Raw genomic sequence first — 13,315 nt, 5'->3', positions numbered from 1 at the left:
CTCGAAAGAGGGCTTTTTTGCTGCTACCGCAGATTTTTACACCTATTCCAGTTCAGGCTGTTAGCAACGCTCTCGCCGCACGTCGATATGCCCCTTCAGCACCGACCAGTTCACCGAATTCAGCTCTGACTATCATCCCTTCAATCAGGGTCATCAGGCTCTCTGTGCGCCACCGGAGATCGGGCAACGTTGGATCTACAACATTCGCCAACATAGATTTGAGCCAAGCTTTGTGATGAATGGCCTTGCCGGATATGGCTTGGTCCGTTCCTTTAAACTCGGCCTGTGCATGCATGAACATACATCCATTGAAATCAGCTTGCTTAAACCAATCAAAGTGCCAGTTAAGCAGTATGTCCAGTCGTTCATCCGCAGCTGTCGCTGAAGCTTCCACGGCCGCCATAGCAGAAGTCAATGAATCCTCCCACCGCTGATGCCGCCGTTCAAGCACCGCCTCAATCAACAGATTTTTTGAGCCAAAATGACGATACATAGAGGTTTTTGAGACCAGTGCCGTATCACGAATAAGGTCGACGCCAACCGCCGTGTAACCATGTTCATTAAACAACGCTTCTGCCACATTCAATATGTGCTCTCTCTTGCTCATTTTCCCCGCCTTCCGGCTACTCACCTCTATAGATTGCCTTAAGTGTACAGATCTGTATTGTTCTGTGAAGTACAGATCTGTACACTTAAGCGATTCACAAACATACAACTCACTTAAGGAAAGCTCGATGAGAAAACTCAAGGGCGGCGGAGCACTGCCTGAAAGGGCAACACCAAAACAACTGATAAAAGGCTTGGCTGGAGGATTCTTTGGCGTATTGCTTTTGGGATTGCTGGGGCAAACGACTGGTGCCCCCTGGTTGATGGCTCCCTTTGGTGCTACTTGCGTGATTTTATTCGCCGCACCAGGATCACCGCTGGCCCAGCCTCGTAACGTGATAGGTGGGCATCTTATCGCCGCAACCATTGGCCTTGCGGCCTTGTACGGTCTGGGCGATTCCTTGTGGGTGATGGCCCTGGCTGTAGGGCTCTCGATTCTGGTAATGCAGGTGTTTCGTGCCGTGCATCCACCGGCAGGAGCCAATCCCCTGGTCATTATCTTCGCCGGACAAGCCGTGGTAGGGTTTGACTTCCTGATCTATCCCGTATTGCTTGGCAGCGTAGCTCTGGTGGCCATTGCAGCACTGCTCAATAACATCGCCGAAGAAACCAACTGGCCCAATTATTGGCATGGCGTTGGCCGAAACGAGCGAGAATAAGCCTCACAACTCAATCAGCTGATAGAGGATGGCCCAAGGCCCTCTCATGCACCTTTCATGAACTCAGGAGCCAATAGTTCAGCCACCTTCTGTTGCAGTGTATGGCGAGTGGTGGCTACGCCATCCACAGGCGGCGCGATTTCAATCTCGACCCTGGACCAGAAGCGTTTCGGGCGGGTGGCCAGTGCATGCCCATCCTTATGACTGAAGAAAGAGCCCCACAAGCCTTTTAACGCCATGGGGATCACGGGCACGGGTCGGCGGGAAAGAATCTTCTCCACTCCCGGCCTGAACTCGCCCAACACCCCATCCGGCGACAGTCGACCCTCGGGGAAAATGCATACCAGCTCGCCATCCATCAGCGCCTCGTCGATACGCTCAAAGGCGGCGTTATAGGTTGCCTCACATTGTTTGGGCGAGCAGATGGGAATGACACCGGCATGACGGAACAGGTACTTGAGCAGCGGCATTTCACTGATACTCTTGTCCATTACAAACCGGACCGGCCGGGTTGAAGCCCCCAGCAGCAATAAGGCATCGACATAACTCACGTGGTTGCACACCATCAGCGCCGCGCCTTCTTTCGGAATATGCTGCCTGCCGTTGATGGATACCCGATACATCAGGTGGCTGAGCAAATACGAGATAAAACGCTGAGCAAATTCAGGTACCTGACGATAAACATAGAAGGCCACCACGGCATTCATCAGTGCCAGGAGCAAAAAGAGTTCGGGTATGCCCAGCCCAACCGGGCCAAGCAGCAGCATGGAAAGCAGTGCCGATACCACCATAAAGAAGGCATTGACTATGTTGTTTGCCGCAATGGCGCGGGCACATTCACCTCTGGCGGCGCGGGTCTGGATAAAGGCATACAGGGGGACGATAAAAAGACCACCGCTGATGCCCACCATAAAGAGATCAAACATCAGACGCCAGTGGGCACTCAGCTGCACAAACTCGGCCGCGCCATAAAGCGACTGAGGTGCAGCAAGTCCCGGCAGGGCAAATAACATATCGACCCCAAACAGAGTTAAACCTGCAACACCAAAGGGCAATACGCCAAGCTCCACCCGGCCAAAGGAAATGCGCTCACATAGAAACGAACCTACTGCAATCCCGATGGAAAAGAGCGCCAGCAAAACAGACACGACAGTGGCGTCGCCATGGAGATGTTCACGGGCAAAATTAGGGAATTGGGTCAGGTAAGTGGCCCCCAAAAACCAAAACCAACTGATGGCCAGTATCGCCATCCAGATGGTGGGGGTACGCCGTACCCGCTGTACGCTGCGCCAGGTACCCGACAGGGGAGCGAACTTTACTGTATGCACCTTATTCTGGGGAGGCAATGCCGGAATGGCACGGCTACTGAGATAGCCCGCCAGCGACAGGGTTGCCACTGTGATTGCCGCAAGCCAGGTAGCGCCTTCGTTTGCCACCAACAGACCAGCACTCAGGGTGCCCACCAGAATCGATAGAAAAGTGCCCATCTCGACCCAGGCATTGCCGCTGACCAACTCATCTTCTTTCAGTGCCTGTGGCAAAAGTGAGTATTTCACAGGACCAAAATAGGCCGATTGGCTTCCGGTCATAAACAGCAGCAGGAGCATGGCAAGATAGTGCTCTGTCACCAGGGCGACGGCGGCGCAGGACATAATGCCCAGTTCCAGCAGTTTGAGCCGGCGGATAAGCTTTGCCTTATCCATGTTATCGGCGATGCCACCGGCATGGGCTGAAAACAGGAAAAATGGCAGGATAAACACCCCGGCTGCGAGGTTTACAAACAAGTTGGGGTCCATGGGTAACTTGTCAACCTGACTGTAAGCCACCAGCAGCAAGAGCACATTCTTGTATATGTTGTCGTTGAGCGCCCCCAGGCACTGAGTCAAAAAATAGGGTAAAAAGCGGCGACTGAATATCATGGCTTCACCTCCGTGTGCTGCGCATCAAGCACAGAAATCGCATGCAATTGGTTTCCCAGCTGAACCGTCAGGAGTTCGGCCAACGAATGTTCGAGTAAAAACAGCTTATCCTGAAGCGACAGCGCCACCAGGCCATGAAGCGCCGCCCACAGGAGGCGGGTTTGATATTTAAGTTGGGCGGGCCCCAGAGATGGAAACATGGCGCTTAAGCAAGCTTCTGGTCGGTGCAGCAGGGACTCAATCAGGGCGCTGTGGTCTGACGGCAGTAGTGCTTCTTCGGGCAGCTTAAGCTCGAATACCAGTGAAAAACGCCCCGGCGAGCTAAGCGCAAATTGCCCATAACTCTGCGCCATGGCATTAAGCGCCGCTTTTGCCTGCAACGCATCCAGAGGAGGATTCTTGATTGAGGGATTGTCAGAAATGGCGCCCAAATGCCCTGCAAAAGTGGTATCCAGGGCTTCGAGCGCGCGCCTTGCGACGGCCAGCAGTAAATAGGTATAACTGCCAAAGACCTTCACCAGAGTACTGGGAGCATAACCGATTTGCTGAGCCACTTTGCGAAGACTGAGATCCTGCAGTGGCTCTGTCTCCAACCAGCGCTCTACCTCAGTGATAGCCATCTCGCGGATTTGCTCATGGCTGTGTTCCTTTCGCCTTGCCATCCCTCACCCTATCTGCCGACTTGTTGATTGTTAGTGACAAGCTAACAGGAGAACAAATTAAAAACAATGTTCACAATAATAAAAAACACTGTTTATTAAGCAAAGGTTCAGTGAGTATCAATCAGCGAACGAGCAGTAATCTATCCTCGCCGGGGCCAAAATAATCCCGCTCTACAGCCTGTTGCTGAAATCCGAGTTTAAGGTAAAGGTGCCGGGCAGGGTTATCCGGTGCCACCGTAAGCTTGAGGCTGGCAAACCCCAGAGACAAGCATTGGTTCATCAGCGCCTTACCCACGCCGCAACCTCGATGGGTATCGAGCACTGCAACGGAAAGAATCCAGCCGATATGGGGCTCATTCCCGGGTACGCACAGGGCGTAACCCACCAATTCATTTTCGATAAAGGCACCAATCAAACCATCGGGCCAGGCATCCACGGCCTGGCGAAAGAAAAAGTCTGGGTAGGCATGAGTGCCGAAACAGGTACGTTCAACATGATAGGCATCCTGCCAGTTGGACGCAGAGAGAGGTTGAATTTGCAAAATATTATTCACCAACGAGAATTTTATCCCAGTCAAGATTGGGCGAACCTACTACCACAAAATTGGGATTTTCAAAGGTATCACGTTCGTTATAGCTGAGGGGTTGCAGTTCTATGTCCATCAGTTGGCCACCGGCCTCTTCGATGATGATCTGCGCAGCCCCTGTGTCCCACTCGCCCGTTGGGCCTACCCGAACATAACAATCGGCGCGGCCTTCGGCCACCAAACAGCTTTTCAGCGCGGCGCCGCCCATTACCACCAACTCACAATGGCGGGGCTGATGAAAGAGCTTCAGTACGGATTGAGGGTCCTGACGACGGCTCACGGCCAGTCTCAGCGAGGGTTCAACACCGGACGGCAGCTGACGACTGGTGATCCTGACTTCCATGCCGCCGCTGCGCTTGTATGCACCGAGGCCCGCTACGGCGTAATAACACACCCCGGTCATGGGCACGTACACCACCCCCATCACGGGACGGTTATGTTCAACCAGCGCGATAATGACTGAGAAATCACCACTGCCGGCAATGAACTCACCGGTTCCATCGAGAGGATCTACCAGCCAATAGCACGGCCAGTCTGCGCGTTCACTGAGGGGAATATCGGCAGCTTCTTCCGATAAAATAGGAATATGGGGCGTCAGTTGCCTGAGTCCATCCATGATGATTTGATTCGCGGCAAGGTCGGCAGAAGTGACTGGGGTATTATCGGATTTCACGATCCGTTCGAAATCACCGGCAAGGTAAATTTCCCGGATCTTGTTTCCTGCCTGGGTCGCAATGGCAATTGCCTCATCGACCAATTGTTCTGGCTTCATAACCACTCCAGAAGGGGGCACTGCCTCACGCGGCCCGGAACTTTCTATTTAAGGTGTAGATGCTTTTGTGCCAAAAACAAAGCACTGACGCTGCGGGATTCTGAAAAATCATCAAGTTCAAGAAGCTGTTGCCAATCCACGAGGGGCCACTCTACAACTTCAATGGGTTCAGGCTCATCACCCTCAAGGCGGCTCTCGTAGAGATCTTCGGCCAGAAAAATCTGCATCTTGCTGGAAAAATACCCAGGTGCCAGGCTCAGCTCCTTCAGCAGGGTAAGCTTACGGGCCCCAAAGCCAATTTCTTCCTGCAACTCACGATTGGCGGCCTGGGCGGGTAGTTCCCCCGGATCCACCAAGCCCTTGGGAAAACCCAGTTCGTAGTTGTCGGTGCCAGCCGCATATTCCCGCGCCAGCAGGAGCTGCTCACCCAACACAGGCACAACCATCACGGCACCACGATTCGAGCCCTTCATGCGCTCATAGTAGCGTTCAACCTGATTGGCAAAGCGCAGATGAACTTGCTCTATCTGAAATAAACGGCTCTTGGCCACTACTTCAGTGTGCAGTATTTCCGGCTTTTGGCGCCGCTCACCCATGCTCGCCCCTGACTCTTGAGTTTCATAAATCATGATGGGGTACAATCTTACTACCCCATTTTTAATCTACCAATGGAATTTTCCAATGTTTCCCTGGGACCAAATTGACACAGTACTGCTCGACATGGATGGCACCCTGCTGGACCTGCACTTTGATAACCACTTTTGGTTGTCACTGGTTCCGGGCACCCTCAGCCGCCTGCATGGCATCAGCACCGAGGCCGCAATCGCCAATGTGAGAGCGGCATACGACAACGTCGCAGGCACATTGGAATGGTACTGTCTCGACTATTGGGAGCGGGAGCTGGGTTTGGATATCATGGCCCTGCATCGCACCCTGGTAGACAGAATACAACTGCGACAGGACAGCATGCCCTTTTTGACGGCCCTCGCCGATGCAGGGAAACGCCGCATCCTGCTCACCAATGCCCACCCGAACAGCCTCGCCTTGAAGCTTGAACATACGGAACTGGCTTCAGGCTTGGATGAGATGCTCTCCAGCCATCAAACCGGCTATCCAAAAGAGTCGCCGCTATTCTGGCAGGCGGTATTTGCCCGCTTCGAACTCGACCCCAGGCGCTGTCTCTTTATTGACGACAGCGAGGCCATTCTGCTGGCAGCAAAGCATGCCGGAGTGGGATTTCAGCTTGGGATCAGCAATCCGGACAGCCGACAGCCCAATAAGGTGTTCCAGGACTTTCCTGCCATCCATGATTACCGTTTGCTGCTCAAAGAGTTAACCCGCGCAGTTAGTTTGTGAAGAACAAAGGATTGGTGTAACGTCGGGTTTTCATAAAAGAACGATAAGGACATCGAATGAAAACCTTGATTGCAAGCATTTCAGCGTTGGCAATCGGCTTGATAGCCGGCGCCACCTTGTTTTCCAGAGACTCGACTTCGCAGTCCCCAATGCCAGAACCCTCTCAATCGGCCCATGCGATTACGGCAGCCGCTGTGGCTTTTGATCACTCTGCACCAACGACAGATACGCCCGCCTTAGATTCAACCATGCCGACCTCACCAAGATCAGAAGCAACGCTCAATCAAAGCGTCGAGGCTGCGGAGGAGCAACAAGACGAGCCTGAAGCGTCGTCTCAGCCTCAGACCCTGTCAATGGATTTACGCGAACAGATATGTGAAATACAGGCATCAGAGGATTACTGTGAACTCAGCAACGCCACAGACTTTGAGGCGCTGCTGCTGAATAAAAATGATACTGTCAACGTTGGGGTAATCAGCGTGTTGCTGGATGCCAACAACTTCGAGGTATTCAGCGAATGGCTGAGTTATGCAAATCGTACTGAACAAGCGTCGCAATTTGAGGAGGCCCTCAACAGCAATCTTACAGAGATGGCTGAAATACTGCCCGAACTCGACGTGGACAAGCCAGTCTGCTCCGACAGTATCTGTACCCTGACTGTGCACTATCAGTCAGAAGCCGGGTGGGATAAGGCCAAGGACCTGCTCTTTCGCGACGCTGGGCTGAAAAACATCTTCGTATCTGCAACAGTAGACGGACAACGCAGATACATCGCCTTCAAAAGCAGCAAAGGCATTATCGTCAATTCAAACCAGACCAGTTCAAGTGGCCGATAAAATAGACTCGAGCGAAGACGCGACGACCCATATCACACAATTAATAGATGCTGTGAATATGAGAAGAATCCTTCCACTACTCCTTGAGTTGATTACGGGCATCGCAATCGGCCTGCTGCTGAGCGACAACAGCCAACATTACAAGGCCAAGTACATACTGTTTATCCATGCTGACACTTATGTATCCGACAGTAATAGTTCTGATTAATAAAAAAGGCGCCACAGGCGCCTTTTTTATTGCTGACTCCATCAGAGTCCAGGCACCTTGCCCTGCCACACGAGCGGGTAATAACCCTCGGCATCTTTGCGGCCCAGGAACGCCAGCGCCTTTTTCATATCTTCTGTCTGAAAATCGGTTTCACGGATTTTAGCCTTCACGACCACTTTACCCTGGTCAGCCAGCAGCACAGTGCCAGTCAGACCCAACTGGTTTTTATCTTCCATGGCGAGCAGTTGCACCTGTCCGGCATCGCAGGCCAGATTCAGCTCAACGCTGCCCAGGGGATATTCGCCAAATTGGTTGTTGAGATTGGCGTTTTGAATAAATAACTTGCCAGTGAGGCTGTCGCACAGGGGCTGACCCTGTCGATACTCGCCGAGCATCAGGCTGACATCCCCCTGCACCTTGGCGCCAAACGGCAACCTGGTATTACCCAGCAAAAAGCCATGCCCGGTGTCGAGCTTAAGATTGGCAACACGAACGCCAGAGAACGACCAGCCAAGCTCACCTTTCATCTGCAGAGCCGAAGCCCTGCCGCCTATCTGCACATCGGCCACCAGTGCACCTGTGAGCAACTTAAGGGCATGTATATCCCATTTAACCTGCTCAAGTTGCCTGTCTTTGATTTGAACCGTGGCCGCTTCACCCTGCCACAAGGTACCTGTTACGCCACCAATGTTGATGCCCTGTGGCAGAGGTGCAAGTGCAACCACCAGAGATGCTGGCAGCAGCACAATAAGAAATACCAGATACAGGAGTATGCCAATGACTATCTTTTTAAACACTCGCTAAACCCTTTTGCCCTTATTGGGCCAATTGAATACGACGGACTTTCACCATGCCGGGGGTGTCGGTTTCACCCACATCCAGCAACTCCAGCGACAGACCTTTTTGCTGCACCAGATCGCCCAGATAACTCAGCAGCGCATCGAAGGGCACATCATCCATCCACAACTGGATTTTATTTCCCTGAGGCTGCATGCGGGTAATGGTCAGCCCATAACGGCTGGCGGTTTGGTTCACCACGTTGGTGATGCTGCCGGTTAATGCCGGACGACTGCCACTTTGGCGCAATCCGGCAAGGCGATTGGCAGTGTCTTTCACATAGCTCAGGGTTTGCTGCTGTGCTTTGAGCCGCCCCAGCGCCGCCTCTTCTGCATTCGAGATTGGGCTCCAGATGCCAAAATAAAACACGGCGATAACGAGCATGAACCCACCGGCTCCAACCAGTTGCTGCTCGCGGGTTGCCAGGCCATCCCACCAGGCTTTCAGCTTGTCCATATTAGCGACTCCTCAAGGTCAGGGTGCTGGTGACGGCCTCGTCACTGCTGTTCATGGCACCGGCTTCCAGTTCAAAATCTTTGCCAACCAGTTCTTTGAATTTTTCTATCTGGGCATAGTCCTTTGCGGTCACCTGCATACGGATTTCACTGCGGGCACTGTCAAATCTGAGGCTGTTGGGTTTCAATTCAGGCACGGCCGCAAAAGACGTTTTCAAACGCTGCAGCATGCTGAAAAACTCGGCGCCACTGCCGCTGCCCGATAACTTGCGTACTTCGTTATCCAACTGAGAACGCAGGTTAACGATGCGGCTTGAACCGGGCACTACCTGACGGTAAATGGCCTCACTCTCGGCCTTGAGCACATCGGCCTGATTACCAACCTGGTAGATGGTCAGCCCCTTGTTCACCAGCGCCAACAAGAGTGCTACCGCTACGACTATAAGGGCACTCTTCCACTGCAACAGATGCTTGCTGAGCTCACGCTTTGGCTTATAGCTGCCGGTCAGCAGATTCATCGGCGCCTGCAATACGCCGCGAGCCAACACCAGCATGGGCAGCTCGAGGGTTTGCGGTTTAACATCGGCGCCGGGGATATTCATGTCGTTGTAAGTGGCCACTGAAGGCGCCATCTCTTTATCGGCAAGCATCATGGGCAAGGCCACAGGCAACCAGTCCTGTGGCAGATTAAGACCCGAGCCTTTACCGGTACGCACCAGCAGCTCCTGCCCCATCAACATGGCCGCCCACTCACAGCTTTCCAGCGGCAGAGCCAAACAGTCAGGCACCAGTCTGCGTGCCTTCAGGCCAGCATCGGCCAGCCAGCCAAGCCAGGTTTGCATCTGCTCGTGGGCAACAGCGGCCACAGACAGGCGCTCACCATCGCGGCTCCCCACCACAAAATGCATATCATCCACATCCTGGGCGATGTTTTCTTCCAGCATGAATGGCAACGCCTTGAGCGCCTGACGCTGGCCTTTTTCCGGCAAATGTATTTCGGTCAGGGTCATGCTGGACGCAGGCACCAGAATATCTACCGGACGGTTGCCCGCCCTTTCCGTCAGGCTGGCGAGGGACTCGGCACCCGGCAGTTCTCCCGAGGCGATAATCTCCTGTTCCTGCTCAGACCAAATCAGCCAGGAACAGCTGTCCTGAGCCTTGGTGCCCAGGCGGATAAATAGCCTTTCACTCACTGTCATTCTCCGGCCCCCGCTTTGGGGAGGCTGTGTTGTTATTCTGTATCACCATGCACTATTGCTGGCCGCCGTATTGGCGTGTCAGGGTGTCCATGTGGTTACCACTCGTGCGGGCCAGCACACTGTCGAGCCTGAAAATCCGATCATCCAATTTTGAGCCCGCCTCCAGCAGAAAGAACTTGCTGTCGAGCACTATGCTGGACTTGAGCTTATCGTCCGGTTTTACGCTGGTCAGTTGCCAAAACTCATCCAGATTGTCGAATCCTTCCGATGGCCGCTGATTGATAATGCTTTCTGCCTCACCCACACTGAGCTGGCCGTCCAGCATTCCCACCAGGAGTGCGGCCTGCTCCACCTTGAGTGTGTTGATGTTCAGCAACTGTCTGTCATTGCCCGGAATGGCACACACATAAGGTGACAGATTGCGGTACACCTCTTCAGTAAATCCAATCACGGCCCTCAGTTCACTCTTGTGATTCATCAGGGTATTGGCCGCGCGGTAAGGCGCAGGCCTGGACTCGTACTCGGCATCCTCTGCACCAAAGGGGCTGGTGACCGTGTCTTCATCCAAATAATCTTTCAGGGTATGGGTCAGACGCTCGGCGCCAAAATCATCTACACCCAACGCCACCAGCAAGGCTTTGAACTGCTTGGCCGCCAGCGGCAACTGGGGTTGCCCGTTTTCGACCTCTTTTGACGCCACTGACAGGGCGTTTAGATTGAAGCAGGCCCGCATATCAGAAATCTTGCCGGCAATTTCCCCGCCCTGTACCGGAAACACCACATTGGCGAGTGCCCAGTACTGCTGCAGATGCACCTTGCCTTCGCTGTCGTCCAAATCCTGTTTAAGCACCTTACGGGCCAACTCCTCGGCAGACAGCGCGTACCAGTAACCCTGATCGTATTGGGCCAGATTCATGGTGCGGCGCATACTGATTTGGTTACGTGCCGTTACGTTGGTGGCGATCACAGCCACGATGGCAATAATCAGTAAGACCACGATGAGAGCTACACCATGCTGCTTGCGCATCAGATGTCCTCCTTGCCACGGGGGCCGTTGTCGTCCTCTGACTCATCGGGATTGCCCTTGCCTTCGCCGGAGCCGTTACCTGGACTGTTGCCGCTGCCGTTTTGGTCGCCGTTACCTGAACCGTTATCACCCTTGTCTTTGCCCTCGTCATCATCTGACTTGGGCATACTGCCTTTGGGCAGCAGAAACTTACGCTGAATTTTGCCTATGCCCTCAAGTTCGACTTCCATGGCAATGGCCTCAGGCAGAATGGTCGCCTCGATTCGCTTTTCCCACTTATCACCCACAAAGAAGGCGTACTCCACCGACAACACCTTATCAAAGAGCACGGTTTTCAGCGGCTGCGCCCCAAACTCAGGTTCAGGATAAGGGTAGTACCAACGCTCCAACTTGCCCTCAATAACCACGTACGCCACCGATTGCACACTGCCCCTGGGCAACTTGCCATCGGGATTGAGCCAACCGATGCGAAAAAAGGACAAGGCCTCACTCTCGCTGTCCAGCATATCGCTGCCCGATTGCAGTACCGTCGTGCCGCGGCCGCCTTCCAGCAGTCTTGGCGTGCGGGCCACCATTTGCCCCAAATCACGCTCAATGGCACCAAAACCCTGCTGCAAATAACGCAGTCTGTTGCTGAAGTCCTGGGTTACTTCATCGTTTTTGAGCACAGTCCCCAGCACCGCATTTGCCGCCAGCCCGAGCAAGGCAAAGATGGCGATGGCCAGCAGCATCTCAATCAGGGTAAAACCCCGCTGAGGCTTATTCTCTCTTAAAGACATAAGTGCTTATCTCGGCCAGAGTCCGTGAATATCTGTCATCGTCGCTGACCTTGATACGGATCATGCGAAAATTATCGTCGGTGGTCTTTACCACTTCTTTGCGCCAGTACCAGGTGCGTCCGGCCAGCTCCACTTCACCGTCTTTCTTTCCTATAGAGGGGAAGCCTTTTTCCAGTTTGGCATCCACCATCTGATTGTCAGCGACCCACTGAGCCAGGGTGCGCTCTTCGAGAATGGGCAGATTGCCCATCATCTCACTCATACTCTTGGTCAGCGAGATGGCGGCAATGGAGAAGATGACCAGCGCCATCATGACTTCCAGCAGCGTCATACCCCGTGAGTTGAGGTACCTATTGCGAGCCGGCGAGTTACAGGGTTTCATCATCCCCCCTCCCCAGCTTAAGTCGACCCAGTGCATCACCGCTTATCAACACGTCTACTTCCTGGCCCAAATCGTCTCTGCCAAGGAAGGTCAATTCAAAGGCGGTCATTTCGCCGCTGGGGAACACCAGGATCTGCGGCTCCGGGTTTTTGGCTTTTTGCTCGGCGGTGGGCTCATCGATAAAGGGTTCATCAAACCAGGACTCGTCTTCCTCTTCCTGATCCAGTGGCAGGCCTTCCACCACCAGGCTCATACGAACACCGGGTTCCATGGCTTTGGCGGCCAGTAACCTGTCATTCTCGAGCTTGTGCCACTTGCCTTCGTGATACACCACATACTGGTAGTTATCCTCATCGACAACCACCCCGAGAAACTGGCCGCTGAGTACGGCCTCATCCCGAATCAAATCGGTGGCCACGAGAAACTGGCTCGCGGCCTTATCCAGCACAGGTTTAACCCCGGAACCCGGCAAACTCAGGGTAACCGCAGCCGCAGCGATGCCCATCAAGAGCACCACCAGCAAGACTTCTATCAGGGTAAAACCGCGTTGTCTCACATCACACCCGCATTACTGGTATTTTTGCAGGTTCCAGTTACCGATATCATCCTCGGTACCTGGCTGCATATCGGGGCCGGCGCTGAAGATATCAATTTTGCCGTTTTCACCTGGGCTGAGGAGCATGTAATCACTGCGCCATGGATCCTGAGGCAGTCGCTTCACATAGCCACCGTCGCGGTAGTTACGTGGCTCAGGGGACATGGTTGGTTTTTGCACCAGAGCATCCAAACCCTGCTCAGTGGTGGGGTAGACGCTGTTATCCAGCTTGTACATGTCCAGAGCATTTTCCAGAGCGACTATATCGGCCACCGCTTTTTTGATGTCGGCAGATTCTTTATTACCCAACACGTTTGGCAACACCATGGCGGCCAGAAGGCCCAGGATCACGATAACCACCATGATTTCCAGCAGGGTAAAACCTTGTTGCTTGCGCTTTTGCATTGACGCTTTCTCCTTGTAAAAACCGCTGAGGT

General features: G+C 53.6%; 17 protein-coding genes. 3 read left to right on the top strand and 14 right to left on the bottom strand.

Annotation, left to right across the window (positions count from 1 at the left end; translation table 11 throughout):
* Positions 1–52: 52 nt before the first annotated feature.
* A complete protein-coding gene (locus tag K0H63_RS00915; RefSeq protein ID WP_220066358.1) occupies positions 53–607 on the bottom strand; it encodes a TetR/AcrR family transcriptional regulator in 555 nt (184 codons plus the stop codon).
* A 127-nt stretch (positions 608–734) separates the two neighbouring features.
* Between K0H63_RS00915 and K0H63_RS00910 the strand changes: the two genes are divergently transcribed.
* Entirely contained in the window at positions 735–1,265 is a 531-nt protein-coding gene (locus K0H63_RS00910) for an HPP family protein (protein WP_220066357.1), read from the top strand.
* Between the two features lie 44 nt (positions 1,266–1,309).
* On the opposite strand, the gene K0H63_RS00905 is transcribed toward K0H63_RS00910, so the two are convergent.
* The 5 genes from K0H63_RS00905 to nudE form a co-directional block, all read right to left on the bottom strand.
* Entirely contained in the window at positions 1,310–3,184 is a 1,875-nt protein-coding gene (locus K0H63_RS00905; protein ID WP_220066356.1) for an MFS transporter, read from the bottom strand.
* Entirely contained in the window at positions 3,181–3,846 is a 666-nt protein-coding gene (locus tag K0H63_RS00900) for a TetR/AcrR family transcriptional regulator (protein ID WP_220066355.1), read from the bottom strand. The genes K0H63_RS00905 and K0H63_RS00900 overlap by 4 nt, the downstream gene beginning before the upstream one ends.
* A gap of 121 nt (positions 3,847–3,967) precedes the next feature.
* Positions 3,968–4,399, bottom strand: coding sequence for a GNAT family N-acetyltransferase (locus tag K0H63_RS00895; protein WP_258405629.1), 432 nt, complete (start codon positions 4,397–4,399; stop codon positions 3,968–3,970).
* Positions 4,392–5,204 carry a 3'(2'),5'-bisphosphate nucleotidase CysQ gene (gene cysQ, locus K0H63_RS00890; protein ID WP_220066354.1) on the bottom strand — a complete coding sequence of 271 codons (813 nt, stop codon included), beginning with the start codon at positions 5,202–5,204 and terminating at the stop codon, positions 4,392–4,394. Before cysQ ends, K0H63_RS00895 begins: the two co-directional genes overlap by 8 nt.
* Positions 5,205–5,248: 44 nt before the next feature.
* Positions 5,249–5,800: an ADP compounds hydrolase NudE gene (nudE, locus tag K0H63_RS00885; RefSeq protein ID WP_220066353.1), complete on the bottom strand. Its 552-nt coding sequence runs from the start codon at positions 5,798–5,800 to the stop codon at positions 5,249–5,251.
* Between the two features lie 85 nt (positions 5,801–5,885).
* Here nudE and yrfG point away from each other — a divergent pair, with 85 nt between their 5' ends.
* Together yrfG and K0H63_RS00875 are read left to right on the top strand one after the other, a co-directional pair.
* On the top strand, positions 5,886–6,560 hold the full coding sequence (gene yrfG / locus K0H63_RS00880; protein WP_220066352.1) for a GMP/IMP nucleotidase: 675 nt from the start codon (positions 5,886–5,888) through the stop codon (positions 6,558–6,560).
* 56 nt (positions 6,561–6,616) lie between these two features.
* Positions 6,617–7,396: a hypothetical protein gene (locus K0H63_RS00875; RefSeq protein WP_220066351.1), complete on the top strand. Its 780-nt coding sequence runs from the start codon at positions 6,617–6,619 to the stop codon at positions 7,394–7,396.
* Positions 7,397–7,645: 249 nt separating this feature from the next.
* Here the strand turns inward: K0H63_RS00875 and K0H63_RS00870 are convergent, their stop codons facing one another.
* Genes K0H63_RS00870 through gspG form a run of 8 tightly spaced genes read right to left on the bottom strand, consistent with a single transcriptional unit; the run spans position 7,646 to position 13,283 of the window.
* The gene (locus tag K0H63_RS00870; protein WP_220066350.1) at positions 7,646–8,401 is read right to left on the bottom strand and encodes a type II secretion system protein N; all 756 of its coding nucleotides are present in this window, start codon (positions 8,399–8,401) and stop codon (positions 7,646–7,648) included.
* 19 nt (positions 8,402–8,420) lie between these two features.
* Complete coding sequence (locus K0H63_RS00865; RefSeq protein ID WP_220066349.1) at positions 8,421–8,897, bottom strand: type II secretion system protein M; 477 nt, start codon at positions 8,895–8,897, stop codon at positions 8,421–8,423.
* A gap of 1 nt (position 8,898) precedes the next feature.
* Entirely contained in the window at positions 8,899–10,089 is a 1,191-nt protein-coding gene (gene gspL / locus K0H63_RS00860) for a type II secretion system protein GspL (RefSeq protein WP_220066348.1), read from the bottom strand.
* 58 nt (positions 10,090–10,147) lie between these two features.
* On the bottom strand, positions 10,148–11,122 hold the full coding sequence (gene gspK, locus K0H63_RS00855) for a type II secretion system minor pseudopilin GspK (protein ID WP_220066347.1): 975 nt from the start codon (positions 11,120–11,122) through the stop codon (positions 10,148–10,150).
* A complete protein-coding gene (gspJ, locus tag K0H63_RS00850; RefSeq protein ID WP_220066346.1) occupies positions 11,122–11,901 on the bottom strand; it encodes a type II secretion system minor pseudopilin GspJ in 780 nt (259 codons plus the stop codon). Before gspJ ends, gspK begins: the two co-directional genes overlap by 1 nt.
* Positions 11,882–12,286 (bottom strand): type II secretion system minor pseudopilin GspI, encoded by a 405-nt coding sequence (gene gspI / locus K0H63_RS00845; RefSeq protein WP_258405447.1) that lies wholly within the window; start codon positions 12,284–12,286, stop codon positions 11,882–11,884. Before gspI ends, gspJ begins: the two co-directional genes overlap by 20 nt.
* Positions 12,270–12,839, bottom strand: coding sequence for a type II secretion system minor pseudopilin GspH (gene gspH / locus K0H63_RS00840; RefSeq protein ID WP_220066345.1), 570 nt, complete (start codon positions 12,837–12,839; stop codon positions 12,270–12,272). Before gspH ends, gspI begins: the two co-directional genes overlap by 17 nt.
* Before the next feature lie 12 nt (positions 12,840–12,851).
* A complete protein-coding gene (gspG, locus tag K0H63_RS00835) occupies positions 12,852–13,283 on the bottom strand; it encodes a type II secretion system major pseudopilin GspG (RefSeq protein WP_203325672.1) in 432 nt (143 codons plus the stop codon).
* Between the last annotated feature and the right edge of the window lie 32 nt (positions 13,284–13,315).

This window comes from Shewanella zhangzhouensis, from assembly GCF_019457615.1.
GTDB lineage: Bacteria > Pseudomonadota > Gammaproteobacteria > Enterobacterales > Shewanellaceae > Shewanella > Shewanella zhangzhouensis.
This window is presented reverse-complemented; position numbering and strand designations above follow the sequence as displayed.